Origin of the sequence: uncultured Thiothrix sp. (genome assembly GCF_937876535.1) — a bacterium.
Lineage (GTDB): Bacteria > Pseudomonadota > Gammaproteobacteria > Thiotrichales > Thiotrichaceae > Thiolinea.
This window is the reverse complement of the sequence record NZ_CALFHZ010000019.1, coordinates 23,996-40,736: the sequence shown is the minus strand read 5'-3', so window position 1 is coordinate 40,736 and position 16,741 is coordinate 23,996. Positions and strand designations below refer to the sequence as shown.

General features: G+C 46.1%; 12 protein-coding genes. 4 read left to right on the top strand and 8 right to left on the bottom strand.

Annotation, left to right across the window (positions count from 1 at the left end; translation table 11 throughout):
* Nucleotides 1-290 precede the first annotated feature (290 nt).
* Nucleotides 291-1,553, top strand: a complete 1,263-nt coding sequence (locus Q0230_RS10730) for a restriction endonuclease subunit S (RefSeq protein ID WP_298610019.1) — start codon at nucleotides 291-293, stop codon at nucleotides 1,551-1,553.
* Here Q0230_RS10730 and Q0230_RS10725 read toward each other — a convergent pair.
* From Q0230_RS10725 to Q0230_RS10710, 4 genes are read right to left on the bottom strand one after another with little or no spacing between them, the layout of a single operon-like run.
* Nucleotides 1,550-2,344, bottom strand: coding sequence for a PhnD/SsuA/transferrin family substrate-binding protein (locus tag Q0230_RS10725; protein WP_298610018.1), 795 nt, complete (start codon nucleotides 2,342-2,344; stop codon nucleotides 1,550-1,552). The genes Q0230_RS10730 and Q0230_RS10725 overlap by 4 nt on opposite strands.
* A gap of 3 nt (nucleotides 2,345-2,347) precedes the next feature.
* Nucleotides 2,348-4,765: an FAD-dependent oxidoreductase gene (locus tag Q0230_RS10720; protein ID WP_298610017.1), complete on the bottom strand. Its 2,418-nt coding sequence runs from the start codon at nucleotides 4,763-4,765 to the stop codon at nucleotides 2,348-2,350.
* 17 nt (nucleotides 4,766-4,782) lie between these two features.
* Nucleotides 4,783-6,360, bottom strand: coding sequence for a trimethylamine methyltransferase family protein (locus Q0230_RS10715; protein ID WP_298610015.1), 1,578 nt, complete (start codon nucleotides 6,358-6,360; stop codon nucleotides 4,783-4,785).
* 57 nt (nucleotides 6,361-6,417) lie between these two features.
* Nucleotides 6,418-7,038: a TetR/AcrR family transcriptional regulator gene (locus Q0230_RS10710; protein ID WP_298610014.1), complete on the bottom strand. Its 621-nt coding sequence runs from the start codon at nucleotides 7,036-7,038 to the stop codon at nucleotides 6,418-6,420.
* Between the two features lie 141 nt (nucleotides 7,039-7,179).
* Between Q0230_RS10710 and Q0230_RS10705 the strand changes: the two genes are divergently transcribed.
* Nucleotides 7,180-8,484 carry an FAD-binding oxidoreductase gene (locus Q0230_RS10705; RefSeq protein WP_298610013.1) on the top strand — a complete coding sequence of 435 codons (1,305 nt, stop codon included), beginning with the start codon at nucleotides 7,180-7,182 and terminating at the stop codon, nucleotides 8,482-8,484.
* Between the two features lie 63 nt (nucleotides 8,485-8,547).
* On the opposite strand, the gene Q0230_RS10700 is transcribed toward Q0230_RS10705, so the two are convergent.
* Nucleotides 8,548-9,063, bottom strand: coding sequence for a hypothetical protein (locus tag Q0230_RS10700; protein ID WP_298610012.1), 516 nt, complete (start codon nucleotides 9,061-9,063; stop codon nucleotides 8,548-8,550).
* 109 nt (nucleotides 9,064-9,172) lie between these two features.
* On the opposite strand from Q0230_RS10700, the gene Q0230_RS10695 reads away from it, so the two are divergent.
* Nucleotides 9,173-10,405, top strand: coding sequence for a TIR domain-containing protein (locus Q0230_RS10695; RefSeq protein ID WP_298610011.1), 1,233 nt, complete (start codon nucleotides 9,173-9,175; stop codon nucleotides 10,403-10,405).
* A 9-nt stretch (nucleotides 10,406-10,414) separates the two neighbouring features.
* Here the strand turns inward: Q0230_RS10695 and Q0230_RS10690 are convergent, their stop codons facing one another.
* Genes Q0230_RS10690 through aldA form a run of 3 tightly spaced genes read right to left on the bottom strand, consistent with a single transcriptional unit; the run spans nucleotide 10,415 to nucleotide 14,688 of the window.
* Nucleotides 10,415-12,043: a GMC family oxidoreductase gene (locus Q0230_RS10690; protein ID WP_298610010.1), complete on the bottom strand. Its 1,629-nt coding sequence runs from the start codon at nucleotides 12,041-12,043 to the stop codon at nucleotides 10,415-10,417.
* On the bottom strand, nucleotides 12,024-13,241 hold the full coding sequence (locus Q0230_RS10685) for a mandelate racemase/muconate lactonizing enzyme family protein (protein ID WP_298610008.1): 1,218 nt from the start codon (nucleotides 13,239-13,241) through the stop codon (nucleotides 12,024-12,026). Before Q0230_RS10685 ends, Q0230_RS10690 begins: the two co-directional genes overlap by 20 nt.
* A 22-nt stretch (nucleotides 13,242-13,263) precedes the next feature.
* On the bottom strand, nucleotides 13,264-14,688 hold the full coding sequence (gene aldA / locus Q0230_RS10680; RefSeq protein ID WP_298610007.1) for an aldehyde dehydrogenase: 1,425 nt from the start codon (nucleotides 14,686-14,688) through the stop codon (nucleotides 13,264-13,266).
* Between the two features lie 262 nt (nucleotides 14,689-14,950).
* Between aldA and Q0230_RS10675 the strand changes: the two genes are divergently transcribed.
* The gene (locus tag Q0230_RS10675; RefSeq protein ID WP_298610006.1) at nucleotides 14,951-16,672 is read left to right on the top strand and encodes an ABC transporter substrate-binding protein; all 1,722 of its coding nucleotides are present in this window, start codon (nucleotides 14,951-14,953) and stop codon (nucleotides 16,670-16,672) included.
* The last annotated feature ends 69 nt before the right edge of the window (nucleotides 16,673-16,741 follow it).

Sequence of the window (16,741 nt, the reverse complement as noted above, 5' to 3'; positions counted from 1 at the left end):
CCCTCTCCCAGAGGTAGAGGAGCTAAGAAAAACAAGCTCTTGCTCCCCCTCTACCTCTGGGAGAGGGGTTGGGGTGAGGGTTCTTAAAAATTCGACTACCTTTAGCAATTGTTCAACAGCTTGTTGGACGATTAAGAAACCCCTCCTAACCTCCCCTTGTCAGGGGAGGAACAAGAAAAGTGTGCTACTGCCTCTTCGCCCCTCCCCTGACAAGGGGAGGATGGGAGGGGTTTCTTCTTCGACGAACGCCGAATCCCGCCAGCTTGAAACCCAGTTAGTGAGCCTCTGCTATGAAATTTAATAGCTCGAAATACAATGAGCATTGGCAAGATAAGAAGCTTGATGAACTTGGTACTTTCAATAGAGGTAAGTCTAAACATCGTCCAAGAAATGATCCGGCTTTGTTCGTAAATGGTAAATATCCGTTGATTCAAACGGGAGAAGTTAAGGCTGCCAATCTTTTTATTAGATCACACACTGATAAATATAATGATTTTGGGCTTAAACAAAGTAAACTTTGGCCGAAAAACACACTTGTTATAACTATTGCAGCTAACATTGCGGAGACAGCCCTATTAGGGTATCCAATGTGTTTTCCTGATAGTGTTGTTGGTTTTGTTGCCGACTCGGACGAATCATCCGAGCTATTCATGCACTACGTATTTACATATATCAGGCGGTCAATTCAGAATTCTGCAAGTGGAAGTATTCAAGATAACATCAATATTGATTATCTAACTAAACTCATGTTCAAAATTCCTGAAAAGTTTTATCAGGACAAGATTGCAGCGGTTCTCTTCTCCATCGACCAAAAAATCGAAATTAACAACCGCATCAACGCCAAACTCGAAGCCATGGCGAAAACACTCTACGATTACTGGTTTGTGCAATTTGATTTCCCCGATGAAAACGGTAAGCCCTATAAGTCATCGGGCGGAAAGATGGTGTATAGCAAGGAGTTGAAACGGGAGATTCCGGCGGTATGGGAAGTGAAAGAGCTTCACCAAATTGCAAATATCACAATGGGGCAATCGCCTGAGGGAAGCAGTTACAATGAAGATGGGAACGGCACTGTATTTTTTCAAGGCTCAACAGACTTTGGGATACGCTTTCCAAATATTCGACAATACACCACTCAGCCTAGCAGGTTCGCAAAAGCTGGTGATATTTTACTAAGTGTCCGCGCACCTGTTGGTACAATGAACATTGCTGATATTGATTGTTGTATCGGTCGTGGTTTGGCTGCACTTAAAAGTAAAGACGGATTTGATGCCTATCTTTTCTATGTGATGGATTATTTCAAGCGTTTATTTGACCGAAGAAATAGTGAAGGAACGACCTTTGGTTCAATAACTAAAAATGATTTGTTTTCATTGCAAGTAGCCTATCCCGATAAACTACTATTGCAGGCGTATGATGATGTTATTGCAGAAAATAATAAACTTGTTCTCAATAATCAAAAAGAAAACCAAAAACTAACAGCTCTGCGAGACTGGCTATTGCCCATGTTAATGAATGGACAAGTCCAAGTCACTGACAGCAAACAACATTAAAACGGTTTAAATCCCTGACTCAAGCGATAACTCTCACGCATAAAATCATAATCCTGATCCTGCACCGCTACCAAACCCTGTAAGCCAGCCGCTTGTAAACGCGCTAACCACGCGGAATGATTCAGGGCTAACAACGCTTGGCGAATGGTTTGCGTAGTATCATTATCCACTGAATTATGCATAACCAGTGGCGGGGTAGGTGCAGGGTTAATTTGCTCAATGGCCTTGAGTTGACCAAGCACCGTTTGCATCTCTGGCTTTTGCGTTTTCAGCCAGTAATCAAATACGGTACAGTCAATCGCTGCCACGTCCGTCTCGCCCGCCGCAATCATGCGCAGGGAATTAGAGTGTGAGCCACTTTCGGACACTTGAGCAAACGTCGGCGGATTCGGTAGTTTTGCCCAATGCGCCCATAAAGCATGATTACCGGAATAAGAGTCTGGGTCATTAATCACCAGACGCTTATTGGCTAAATCAGCAATGGATTGAATGCCACTATCACGCCGCACCACTAAATAAGAGAAATACTCTGGCTTACTGTGTCCTGCAAAAATCGGCTTAGCGAGCACCTGATAGCGTGCTTGTCGATCTTGTTGCAAGGTATACAGCAAGCCACAAATCCAACCCATTTGAATCTGCCCATTCGCTAGTTTTTCGCTAGCTTCTAGCCACGGCGTAGTTTGATCAAAGCGCACCGGTATGCCAGTTTGCTCGGTCAAATAATCTGCCAATAGCGCACAGATCGGATACGTATTTTCCCCTAGACAGGAAATCAGTGTGATAGCCTGCATCGCTTAAGCTCGTAAATAGGTCAGTTGCGGATCAAACAGCGCTTCAGTAATCACCGTGGCTTTGCGCTTTTTGCCTAATAATTCAATCTCAACTTGCGTGCCTGCTTGAATTAATTCGGGCGGTAAGAAACCAATCGCTACCGATTTTTGTGCCCAATGCGCATAGCCACCAGACGTGACTGAGCCAACAATTTTACCATTGTGCCAAATCGGTTCATCGCTGTGCACATCGGCATCGTCGGTTTCGACAATGAAGGTGGTGAGTTTACGTTTTGCCCCTTGCACTTTTTCTGCTAAAGCAGCGGCCTTACCAATGAAATCAGCCGTTTTGTTATAAGCCACAAAGCGACTTAAGCCAGTTTCGAGTGGGGTATAATCGGGTTTAAATTCACGCAGCCATGAACCAAAGCTTTTTTCCAAACGCAAACTCATCATGGCACGCATGCCAAACGGCTTAAGATTAAACTCCTTACCGGCTTCAGACAGCGCTTCGTATAAAGCCAGCTGCTGGCTATTATCCACATAGATTTCATAACCTTGATCGCCGGTATAGCTTACACGCTGTACGATGGCATCCGTTAAACCCACCTCACCTTGGCGCACGCTCATGAAGGGGAAAGCTTCGGTGCTTAGATCAATATTAGTGATCTTACTCAATAGAGCGCGGGCATTTGGCCCTGCAATTTGGAAGCCAATGCGTTGCAAGGAAATATTGCGAATCTCCACTCCAGACTCTGGCAAATGCTGCTCAAACCAGCGTTGATGATAAGCTTGTGCGCCGTAAGAAGCGGTGAGTTGGAAATGATTTTCGGCCAAGCAGCTAATGGTGAAGTCACCAATAATTCGACCTTTCGGGCTTAATAGTGGCGATAAACTTAGGCGACCGATTTCTGGAATACGCCCTGCCATGATGCCATCTAGCCATTCGCGCGCTTTGGGACCTGTGACTAAGAATTTACTGAAGTTGTGGATTTCATTAATGCCCACATTATTGCGCACATTGCGGCATTCTTCGCCGACCGTAGCGAAAGCATTGGAGCGCACAAAGGTCGGTGTTTCATAACGTGGCTCGCCTTCACGCGCGAAGTAATTCACATGCTCTAAGCCATAGCCTTGCCCAAAGACTGCACCTTGCTCTTTCCACACGCTATACATCGGCGTGGTATGTAGTGGGCGACCGGCTGGGCGCTCTTCATTCGGGAAGGAAATCGAGAAGCGTTTTTGATAGTTCTCAGTCACTTTATGGCGGGTATAAGCGCGAGTCGCAAATTTGCCAAAGCGTGCTACATCCATGGCGAATACATCACGAGTGGGTTCGCCTTCTACCATCCATTCGGCTAAGGTTAAACCCACACCACCACCTTGGCTGAAACCGGCCATCACCGCACAAGCTGACCAGAAATTGCGTAAGCCACCGACTGGGCCGACTAAAGGATTACCATCAGGCGCGAAGGTGAAAGGGCCATTGATAATAGTTTTAATCCCTGCGCGACCCAAAACCGGATAGCGATTGCAGGCAAACTCTAAGGATTCGCTGATACGATCTAATTGATTAGGCAATAATTCATGGCCGAAATCCCAAGAGGTCACATCGACTGCCCACGGGTCGCAACGCTGCTCGTAGAAACCAATCACCAAGCCGCGACCTTCTTGACGCAAATAGCTTTCACCGGCTGGGTCCATCACATGCGGCAATTCCGAACCGTGGTTATAAACTTCAGGAATTTCATCCGTAACTAGGTATTGATGCTCCATCGGATGCAAGGGCAGCTCAATTCCGACCATACGCCCAACTTCACGCGCCCACAATCCTGCCGCATTTACCACATGCTCAGCAATCACATTACCCTTATTCGTGACAATTTCCCAACTGCCATCAGGACGCGGGTTTAAAGCACTCACATGCGTATGTAGGTAAACTTCAGCGCCTTGCTTTTTTGCCGCAATCGCATAGGCATGAGTCGTGCCATAAGGATCAAGGTGTCCATCGAGTGGATCGTAAAGGCCACCGATTACACCGTCGGTATTAGTAATCGGCGAGAGTTTACGGATTTCATCAGGGCCAATAATTTCCGTATGTAAGCCCATGTATTGATGTTTAGCACGCTCAGCTTTAAGGTAATCCATGCGCTCAGGTGTAGTGGCTAAGGTAATGCCACCGACATGATGTAGACCGCAGGCTTGCCCAGAAATTTGCTCCAATTCACGATATAGATTAATCGTATAGCCTTGCAGTGCCGCCATATTGGTGTCGGCATTTAGGGTATGGAAACCGCCAGCCGCGTGCCATGTCGAACCTGAAGTGAGTTCAGAGCGCTCAATTAAAACAACATCTTGCCAGCCAAGTTTGGTTAAATGATATAAAACGCTCGCACCCACAACACCGCCGCCAATCACTGCGACCCTAACATGTGATTTCATAAATGATTCCTTAATCCTTAAAAGTCCGTAGCGACGCCGCCTTCACTCTTACGGCGTGCAACAAAATCGTCTAGCTCTTCGCGAATCGCAGCATCTAAAGGCGGTGGTTCGTAGCTTTGTAGAATTTGTTTATAGAGTTTGTGTGCATGCTCGTAAGTGGTCGGGCTACCCGCTTCCTGCCAAGTTTCGAAATTGCGCCAATCGGAAACTAGGGGGGCATAGAAAGCATCTTTATAGCGTGCCATCGTATGCGCAGTACCGAAATAGTGACCGCCTGGGCCGACATCTTTCACTGCTTCCAACGCAAGGCTAGCCTCATCCACGGTGACACCTTGTAGATAAACCGCCATCATTTGCAGCAAATCAGCATCCACGATTAACTTTTCAAACGAAGCACATAAACCGCCTTCCAACCAGCCTGCACCATGCATGAGGAAGTTAGCCCCGCCCATAATCGCGCCCCACAAGGCCATAGTCGATTCATAGCCTGCTTGCGTATCGACGGTATTAGAGGCACAGACATTCGAGGAGCGGTAGGGGATTTTATAACGGCGGGCAAGTTGTCCGCTAATATGCGCGGCCTGCACATATTCCGGTGTGCCAAATGCAGGTGCGCCGGATTTCATATCTACATTCGAGGTAAAGCCACCATACGCGGCGGGCGCACCACGCCTGACCATTTGCGTAAAGGCAATACCGGCTAAAGCTTCGGCATTTTGCTGAGCCACTGCACCCGCTACTGTCACGGGAGCCATTGCCCCTGCAAGGGTAAAGGGAGTGAGCATCACCACTTGATTACGTGCCGACATCTCCATAATGCCTTGCAGCATGGGTTGGTCGAGGCGTAAGGGCGAGCTGGAGTTAATAATGGTGAATAAACTAGGTTCTTGTTCCAGTTGCTCATGGCTAATTCCACGCGCAATCCGTGCAATTTCAATCCCATCACGATTGCGTTGTCTGCCAAGCGAATAGGCATGAAAGGCTTTATCGGTGAGGGTCACGCAATCCGCTAAACAGTCCAAATGGCGCACTGAAGCATGAATATCGACTGGCTCTACCGGATAACCGCCCGTGAATTGCAGAATGTTCAAGCTCTGCATCAAGCGCAGGAAGTTTTGATAGTCGGCATGCTTCCCCGCGCGTCTTCCGCCATCCATGCTACTGGCATTCGGCGCACTAGCCACCGTGCCAAAACTGGTGAAATTTTTACCGATTTGCAGATTGTGCTCTGGATTACGCGCGTGCAGAGTGAAAAGCTCAGGGACACTGGAGATATAATCCATGATCATATGCCGATCAAACTGTACCCGATTACTGCCAGCCGTGATTTTCGCACCGCACTGTTTCATTAAAGCGCGCGCCTCATCGTCCAGAATATCCATGCCCACTTCTTCGAGGATACGCATCGAGGTATTATGAATTTGCTCGATCTGCTCTTCATAGATAATTTCAATGGGCTTATACGGGTTTTTGAGCTGTTGCCATGGCAATTGGTGCAGATGAAAGTTGGAGCCACTCTCAGCGTGGCGTTGCCTAGTACGGCGGGGGCGAGCTTGGGAGGCTGCTTCGGTGGAAACGGCGGGTTCTTGGCTCATAAAATACACTCTCCTATTGAATAGCTTGAGCGCAAATCAGAGTGTAAGGGTGGTGCTTCACTCCGAGTTTTTCGGTAAGGTCTTTTCTAGATATTGTTGGAAACGGGCTTCATCGATTTTTTCACCAGTGAATACCCAGAAATACTCACGATAAAAGCGTAAGCGTTGAGTCAATAACTCACCTAATTCAAGGGCATAATAGCCAACTTGAGTGAAATAAAAAACGCGCGCACGAATCATAGCTTCTGCGGTTTCGCAGCCATGTTCTTCAAACATTTCTTGGAAAGCGTGTAAGCGTTTTCGATCTTCTTCGTGTACCAATTGACCGATACTTGGATTATTCGAACCCCAATTGCGCATCGCAGTATCTAAAGCTGGATCGAAGAGGTTTTCATTAGTCCAACAATCGGCAATTGCTAACATGCGATCAGTAAAATCATTACTACTCGCGCAAGCGGCTAATAGCTCACCTGTATTTTTCTGTTGCCAGACTTCTATTAAAGCCTGTAATAGTTCATCGCGATTTTTAAAGTGCCAATAGAAGCTACCTCGCGTAATCCCTAACTTTTCAGCTAGAGTTAGGACGCGTACCCGCTCCACACCTTCCTGAATGAATACGGTGTACGCAGCCCTAATCCAGTCTTGACGTTCAAGGTTAGCGCGGTTTTCATCGCTCATGCCTTTCTCTCTACTCTCTCTAGTACTTAACATACACTATTGTATTGACAACGCCAAACACTAATGTATTTTGAAGCAAAAATAGTTTAAAACCGAAAATTTACTCAGCCATCACCAAGACTTGACAAGGAGATTAGTAGCATGAGCAAACAGTATGACGCGATTATTATCGGTGCTGGCATCATAGGCGCAGCCATTGGTTTAGAGCTCGCGCGCCGCGGCTGGAAAACCCTGAATGTGGATAAACTAGGGGCAGCTGGCTTCGGTTCCACCTCCAATTCCAGCGCTATTATTCGTACCTACTATTCTACCTTGGATGGTACTGCAATGGCTTATGAAGGTTATCACTATTGGCGAGATTGGGCGAAATATGTCGGAGTAGAGGATGAATCTGGTCTTGCTCAATTTAATGAGTGCGGCTGCTTAGTGATGAAAGTTGAACACAATGGCTATTTAGAAAAGGCCATCCAGCTTTCTAAAGAATTGGGTATTCCTTATCGCGAAGTTAGCCCTGAAGAATTGCAGGAGTTTATTCCGGGCTATGATGCGCGTTTGTATTACCCGCCTAAACGTCCCGATCAAGACGGTTTTGCAGAACCAACTACTGGAGCTTTGCGTGGTGCAGTGCACTGGCCAAAAGGCGGCTATGTAAATGATCCCCAATTGGCTGCGCATAATTTACAGCGTGCTGCCGAAGCTGCAGGTGGAGCATTCCGTTTCAATGCTGAGGTGGTGGAGATTCGCCAAGCAAATGGACGGGTTTGCGGCATTAGTTTAAAAAATGGCGAGCAAATTGATTCGCCAGTGGTAGTAAATGTGGGTGGCCCTCACTCATCCAAGATCAATGCGCTAGTTGGTTTGGCGGATAAAATGAAAATGAGTACCCGTGCCTTACGCCAAGAAATTCCCCATGTTCCACCGCCACCACATTATGATTATATAAAATTAGGTATGGTCACTTCGGATAGTGATGTGGCGGTTTATAGTCGTCCGGCCAGCGGCGGTATGATGCTGCTGGGTAGTGAGGATCCAGAGTGTGATCCAAAAGAATGGGTTGATCCTGACACTATGAGCCGTGATCTGACCGAGCATGCAGTCACTCATATCATGCGGATGGCACAGCGCTATCCTGATTTAGGTATTCCTAATCAAGTGCGCGGTACAGTCGAGGCTTATGATGTCACTGAGGATTGGATTCCGATCTATGACAAAACGGATTTGCCCGGTTATTACATCGCGATTGGTACGAGTGGTAATCAATTCAAGAATACAGCTGTTGCGGGCAAGATGATGGCAACTCTGATTGTGGCTTGCGAAGCAGGGCAAGATCATGACAAAGATCCTGTACAATATACGATGGAGTATTTAGGGCGTACTTTGAGTATTGGCTTTTATTCTCGGAATCGGGAGATTAATCAGGAGAGTAGTTTTTCAGTGCTAGGCTAAATATTGCCTGTAGCTAGCCTGAGATTTAATCTTCGCTCGGGCTAGCTGAAGTTTTTCTTTATGCTAATCCAGCACTAAGCTCCACTCTCCTTTAGAGTAGCGCCAAGTTTTCCCATCCTGCTCCAAGCATTTAGCATGATCATGATAGTCAAAGTAGCGTGGCCCACCGATTAACTGCCATTCTTGGTTAGGTGTAAATGGAGTTTGTGCATAAAAATTCAAAGGAATCAAGGATTCATAGTAATAATCATAATGTCCTATCGCTTCGCTATGTAAATGCAACATGACTTCATCCCAGAACAGCTTGCTGAGTAAGTCTTCAAACTTTCCTAGCCATTCTGCCCAATCCCATTCAAGGCATTTGAAGCTCGCTCCAAAATGAATCACTTGTTGTCGATAATGCCCAGATTCTGGATTAGTGCCTGCTAAAGCAAACATCTCACGAGTTAAAAATGGCCAAGTATCGGTGCTCGGTAATTGTTCAATGACTTTAAGATTCCTAACCTGTAATAAAGTGGGTTCAGTTGTACTCCAGCGTGAACCCAAAATAGCGCCATAGGCAATAGATATTTGTCCCATAAGTTTCTCCCTGAATCGTTATCTTTTTGAAAATAGGCTATGCTCAGATTGATCGTCTTGAGAAATTAATCGCTAGCTAAGCTTAACTACAATCAACAAAGGCTGAATCATGCCACGAATTTTTATCTCCTATCGACGCGATGATTCTGGTTATATTGCAGGTATGCTCGCTGAACGCTTAGAAGCGGTGTTTGGCTCTGATTCGGTTTTTATTGATGTTGATGCTATTCCTTTAGGGGTCGATTTTCGTGAATACTTAAATCAGGCTGTCGCTAAATCCGAGTTGATGTTAGCGTTGATTGGCAATGAGTGGCTGAATGTTAAAAATGCACAGGGCTTACGCCGTCTTGATGATCCAGCAGATTTTGTGCGTATTGAAATTGAAGCGGCTTTGAAACAGAACATCCCTGTTGTTCCTGTGCTACTCGAACAAGCGCGAATGCCGCTGGAGGCTGAGTTACCACCTAGCTTACAGCTTTTAGCTTTCCGGAATGCTACCGAAATACGCTCAGGGCGCGACTTAAATTACCATATTGAACAGCTGATCCGAGGCATTAAAAACCAGTATGGTGTAACGGTTCCAAGTACGGTTTCTGGTACTCAGCCTTCTAAATCTAAGCAAGAAAAGGTTGCAGATAAACCGGATGAAGAGGCCACAGCAGCTAAGCCTACTCAAACTTCGACTAGAACCAAATTTAAGCCCTTGTTCTTACCTTTAGTGGCTGTAGGAAGCTTAGCAGTGCTGGGTTTGGCTATTGGTATTTGGATGAATTCGCTTTCGAATCAGCCTCAGTCAGAACCTAACTCAACTCCGCTAACCAAGATAGAACCTAGTTCCAATAGCTTTCCACTGAATAAGTTAGCTAGCAATAATGATTTGAACAATAAGGTTGTTCAACAAGTGCCTAGTCTTAATACATCCAAAGTCCCACCCGTTGAGCAACTGCCTTTGCCTAATCAATTTGATATTAACTCGATTACACCTAGCAAAGCAGGGAACGTGCTGCCCACTAATCCAAGCTCGGCTAGCTATTTTAAACCCTGTTTGGCAGGTACGCGGAATGTGATTGTAGGGTCAGGTTATGACACACGCGCTGAGGCTTTAACACGCTTAAAGAAGTTTCGTACTCAATATCCCACTTATACTTTTAAACTCTTAAATACTGTGGCAAATAGTACCAGTGCGCCCTATAGCAATGAGCAATCAGCGATTGTAGTTGGGCATGGTTTGGATCTGGACACAGCCGTCCGTTTAGCCAATCAAGTGCGTACTGAAGGATTGGCTACAGATGCTTATATTTCTACACAAACGGTTGATTCTGACTGCTTTGATCTTTCGTAACTAATTCCATTAAACAGCTTGCAAAATCAAATCCGCTGCCCGTTCTGCCACCATCATCACCGGCGCATTAATATTCCCCGACGTGACATTCGGGAAAATAGACGCATCCACCACCCGTAAGCCTTGCACACCATGTACGCGCAATTGGCTATCCACTACTGAATTTTCTGCACTGTTTCCCATTGCACAAGTGCCACACAGATGATAAATCGAGCCACAATTAGCGCGAAAGAACTCCAACATATCTGCATCTGTTTGTACGGGTAGCCCCGGAATCGTTTCTTCCGTAATGATGTTCTGCAAGGCTCTGGTTTGCACGATTTGGCGCATTAAACGGCTAGCTGCTAGGGCATCTTGAATATCCTGTTCCGTGCTGAGGTAGTTGGGATTAATCGCAGGTTTTTCACGGCTAGCAGGACTTATGGCGTGTATGTTGCCACGGCTACTTGGGCGACAGGCTGCGATGGCGAGCAATACCCCCGGATAAGGATCGGTTTTGATCGCGACTTTGCCATCTTTCGGGATGGTGTAAGATAACGGATTGAAATAAAGCTGAATATTGGGGTTAACTAACTCAGGATTGGTTTTGAAGAAGCCGCCGGTTTGATTAACACTTAAAGCGAGTGGGCCAGTTTTGAAAAGCAGGTATTGTAAACCCATTTTGGCCTGCTCAATCAAAGAGTTAAAGCGCTCATTCAAGGTGGGAACATTCGTTTTGTAATAGTAGCTGGCGCATAAATGATCTTGTAAACCTTCGCCCACTTGGGGCAAATGCTGCACCGTAGGGATACCTAAATTCTGTAGACCTGCACCATTACCAATACCCGATAATTCCAACAATTTGGGGCTTTCTACCGCCCCTGCACTAATAATAATTTCACGTCTAGCATGGCAAACGACAGGCTTATCAGCATGAGCCATTTGCACAGCGATAGCCCGTTTCTGTTCATCAAATAAAATACGCTCAACCACTACCTCAGTTTGTACGCTTAGATTGCTGCGCTTTAGTGCTGGTTGCAAATAAGCGCGTGAGCTAGAGTCACGAATACCGTGGTCGATATTCACATCATAAACGCCGAAGCCTTCCAGTTGTGCACCATTGAAATCGGTATTTTCAGGGAAGCCTATTTCACGACAAGCACTTAGAAAATTATTGCAGACGGGGTGCATGCCTGAGCGCAAGGAGCTGACATGAATTTTGCCCTCGTGTCCATGCCAGTTTGAGTCGGGATTCCAGTGATTTTCAAGGCGTTTGAAATAGGGGAGCACCGATTGATACGACCAGCCTGAATCACCCGTCGCATTTGCCCAATCATCAAAATCTTGCGCCGCCCCGCGCACATAAATCATGGCATTAATCGCACCTGAGCCACCGCGTACTTTGCCACGCGGCACATACAGATTGCGCTGTGCTAATGCGCTTTGGGGTGTGGTGTAATACATCCAGTTATAGCGTGGGTTGTAGTAGAGCTTGCCATAACCCATTGGCATCTTGAACCACGGATGATTATCTGTGCCACCCGCTTCCAACACCAGCACGGTAAATTCGCCCGAGGCACTCAAGCGTTCTGCTAAAATGCAGCCAGCCGAACCCGCGCCAACAATGATGTAATCGTATTCAACCTTTGGCTGGTGCATGATCTTTCACATCGTAAGGAGTAGGGTGCATTTGCAGATGTAGGCGCTCGCCAGTGTAAGGACTATGAGCTTCAACCACAGCCCAATCCACTTCAATACCTAAACCCGCAGTAGTGGGTGGAATGATATATCCATCCTGCCAATCAATCGGTTTGTGTAGTATGTCGGCGTAGAAACCACCCCAAGTTTCGATACTTTCTTGAATTAAAAAGTTTGGAGTCGCAGCGCCTAATTGGATGCTAGCAGCCGCACCTACCGGGCCGTTATAAAGATGCGGTGCAATTTGCGCGTAATAGACTTCGGCTAAGCTAGCGATTTTTTTCGCCTCCAAAATGCCGCCCACACGTCCTAAATTCATCTGTAAGATGCTTGCGCCACCTGCTTGCAAGAGTGCCGCAAACTCATATTTAGTAGTTAAGCGTTCACCTGCTGCAATGGGAATCGTGGTTTTGCGCGCCACTTCAGCCATCGCTTCAGGCTGCCCCGGAGGAACGGGTTCTTCAAACCATAAAGGATCATAAGCTTCTAAACGTTTTGCTAAGCGAATCGCAGATGCGGGTGTCATTTGTCCGTGTGTACCAAATAATAGATCGCATTGATCACCGACCGCTTCCCGAAGCAACTTACAAAATAGCTCTGAGCGCTGCATCACTTCTAAAGAAATATGATGCCCCGAATACGCGGTATAAGGCCCCGCAGGGTCAAACTTGACCGCAGTAAAACCTTTTTTAAGATTCTCGGCTGCGCATTCTGCCGCTAAATCGGGGTCACTGTAATCATATTCACCCGCTGCATTTTTCGGGTAGAGATAGGTGTAACAGCGCAATTTTTCGTTTACTTTACCGCCTATCAATTGATAAACCGGCTGATTTGCGGCTTTGCCAATAATGTCCCAGCAAGCCATTTCCAAGCCACTTAGAATCCCCATCATGCTCAGATCAGGGCGCTGGGTGAAACCGCTGGAATAACATTGCCGATAAAAACGTTCAATATGATGTGGATCGTGTCCATACAGATAACGTTGGAACACATCCTCAATCATGGGAATTTGGGCTTTAGGATGAAAGGTTGCGGAGTAAATTTCACCCACGCCTTCAATGCCACAAGCTGTTTTGAGGCGCACAAAAATCCAATACATCCCGCCAATATGCGGATAAGGCGTGGCAACGATATAGCTTGTTAATTCGGTAATTTTCATCAGCTAACCTGTGTGCAGAGTTTCAGGCAAAATTCAAAGCGACCATGCGAGTTTGGGTAAACTCTAACATGCCATGTTTACCATCATCGCCGCCTAAACCTGACTTCTTCCAGCCAGCATGAAAGCCTTGATAAGGGTCGGCAGGCGTGCGATTAATATATAATTCGCCAGCCTCAATGCTGGTTGCGACGCGCATCACATCTTTGTAACGATTGGTGAAAAGCACAGAAGACAGACCATATTGATGATCATTGGCGAGTTCGAGCGCTGCTTCCAAATCTTGGTAGGGCATGACGCAAAGTACAGGTGCAAAGGTTTCCTCTTTTACCACTTGCATACTGTGATTGACATGCGTGAGGAGGGTTGGTGGATAGAAATAGCCAGAGCCTTCAGGTAAATACCCGCCAACCTCACAGATGGCACCAGCTTGAATCGCCGCTTGGACTAAAGCATGTGTACGGGTTTGTGCCTCTTGACTAATTAAAGGCCCCATCGCCTCTGGGTGTTCAGCACGATTAGCAAAACTCCGTCCTTCCATTGCTTGACGCAATAAAGTTACCATCTGCGGATAAACGCTGCTTTGCACATAAACTCGCTCAACCGCAGTACAGAGCTGGCCGCAGTTGGTCGTTTTTGAGTTAATAATGGCGGTGGCGGCTGCTTTTAAATCCGCATCATCTGCCACAATCGCGGGTGTTTTTCCACCTAGTTCCAACGACACTTTAGTGATATTCGTTTTGCTGTAATCCAAAACCTGCCGACCTGCCTCGACACTACCGGTTAACGAGATAATGCCGACTTCTGGCTGACGACACAGCGCCTCGCATACAGCATGATCCATGACCGCAATTTGTATCACGGCGTTGGGTAAACCGGCTGCTTCCACACTTTCTGCAAGGGCTAGCGCAGAGCAGGGGGTATGATTGCTGGGGCGAATAATCACAGTATTGCCGGTGATCAAAGCAGGGGCGAGTTTGCGCAGTAGGGTATAAATCGGGTAGTTAAATGGGATTAAACAAACTGCTACTCCAATCGGCTCACGCATTAATAACAGTTGTTCATTAGGAGAGTCACTCGGAATAACTTCGCCTTCAATTTTCCGGCTCCACTCCGCATGATAGCGGGTAATTTCTGCGCCATAAATCACTTCAGCTTCCGCATCGGCAAGGCTTTTTCCCGATTCAGCAGCCAGTACCGCGCCAATTTTGGCAGCCTCTTTGACTAATTGATCGGCTAACTTGTGTAAATAAGCAGCGCGTTCATAACTGGCTAATTTTGCCCAGGCTTTTTGCGCTTGTTTGGCTAATTTAACGGCTGATAAGAGTTGCGATTCGCTAGCAAGGTTGAATTCAGCAACGATAGCTTCAGTCGCAGGGTTGTCAACTTGCAATCTATTACCCTCGCCGCTCAACCATTGTCCGCCCAAATAATGTCGGTCATTTGCCATTGCTAACTCCTCGTGTAAGTTTGGTATTACATGATGGTGCTCACTATATAAGTTTCTAGTCGTTTTGCTAGTAGTAAATAGAGCTAACTCTATTAAGGTCGATAAATAAGAATTTAATATTTTTTGTGCGATGCAGCAAAAAAATGCTGCAGTTTTTGCTTTCTTGAAGTTGTAATTTTAATAGAGTAGCATCGGGTCATCTCTCTAACTCTACTCTGCCGTTTTTCACTTAAATCCACTGAAAGCTGGACTGGAGAATGTTATGTCTAAATTTCCGGAAGCTGATAAGCACCCAATGATCCCTACGCTTATCGCTGACCTCGATAATAAGAAAATCTCACGCCGTGAATTTTTGCGTACTACTACTTTATTAGGCATGTCGGCAGTTGCTGCTTACACAGTAGCAGGCACTATTTTGGGCGAAAATTTGATGCCAGCCGCAATGGCAGCCGAAGAAACTCCGAAAAAGGGTGGAGTTTTAAAAGTCTCGATGCCAGTGCAAGAGATTACTGATCCAGCCTTATTTGACTGGACTGAAAAGTCGAATGTAGCTCGTCAGTTCTTAGAGTATTTAACAATTACCGGTGCTGATAATGTCACTCGTCCGATGCTGGCAGAAAGTTGGGAAGCGAATGCCGATTTAACCGAATGGACGTTCAAACTACGTAAAGATGTGAAATGGAGCAACGGTGATCAGTTCAATGCGGATGATGTAGTCTTTAACTTCACCCGCTGGCTTGATCCGAAAACAGGGTCGTCAAATGTTGGTTTGTTCTCCGCGATGGTAAAGGATGTGGATACCGGCGAGAAAGATAAAGATGGCAAACCGAAAATGACCAAGCAGATGATTGAAGGTGCGGTTACTAAGGTTGATGATTACACCGTCAAGCTCAAAATGAGTTCACCCCAATTAGCCATCCCAGAAAATCTATACAATTACCCAACTGCAATTGTGCACCGCAACTTTGAAAAAGATGGTAAAGATTTAATCAAGAATCCGATTGGTACGGGGCCGTATAAATTAGACAAGTATAAAGTTGGTGAAATCGCTATCCTCAAACGTTCTGATCAACCCTATTGGGGCGGCGACGTTTATATCGATGAAATTCAATATATCGACCACGGTCCAGCTTCTACGGCGCAATTAGCGGCGTTTGCTTCAGGGCAGGTCGATATGATTTATGAATTTGATATTGCTTCTTATGCACTCGCAGAAAGTGTGCCGAATTCTACGATTTATCCTTCACAAACCGCCCAAACCGGCTGTATTCGGATGCGGGTGAGTGAGAAACCTTACGACAATAAAAAGTTGCGTCAAGCAGTCCAAGCTTGTGTTGATGCAGATAAATATGTGCAAACGATTTATCAGGGTAAAGGTGGTTTAGTAGGCGAACATCATCATGTTAGCCCCATTCATCCTGAATATGCCGAATTGCCTAAGCTCAAGCAAGATCATGAAAAGGCAAAGAAGTTGTTGGAAGAAGCAGGTTATAAAGATGGCATTGAGCTGACTTTAGATTGCGGTAACACCAATGGCCCTTGGCAGCAACAGGCTTGCGAAATTCTTAAAGAGCAATGTGCTCCAGCGGGGATTAAGATCAAGATTAATCTAATGCCAGCAGCGAAATATTGGGAAATTTGGGATAAAACTCCATTTGGGATCACGGCTTGGACGCATCGCCCCTTAGGTACTATGGTTCTAAGTGTGGGTTATCGTGCGGGTGTGCCTTGGAATGAAACCAACTACAACAATCCAGAGTTTGAGGCCGCTTTAAATAAGGCCGAAGCACTGATTGATGTTGCTAAGCGTAAAGAGGCGATGAAAGATGTGCAACGTATTCTGCAAGACGATGCGGTGATTGTACAACCCTTATGGCAATCTAACTTCTTCATTGCAGCCAACAAGGTTAAAGGTGTGAAAGCGCATCCGACTCAATATCATCAATTCAGTACTCCTTATAACAAGGTCTGGCTAGATGCTTAAGTTTTAATCTCTAACTAAAAGCCCGCTAACAAGCGGGCTTTTGGTTTTGCCACCAAAAAACCACAGGAA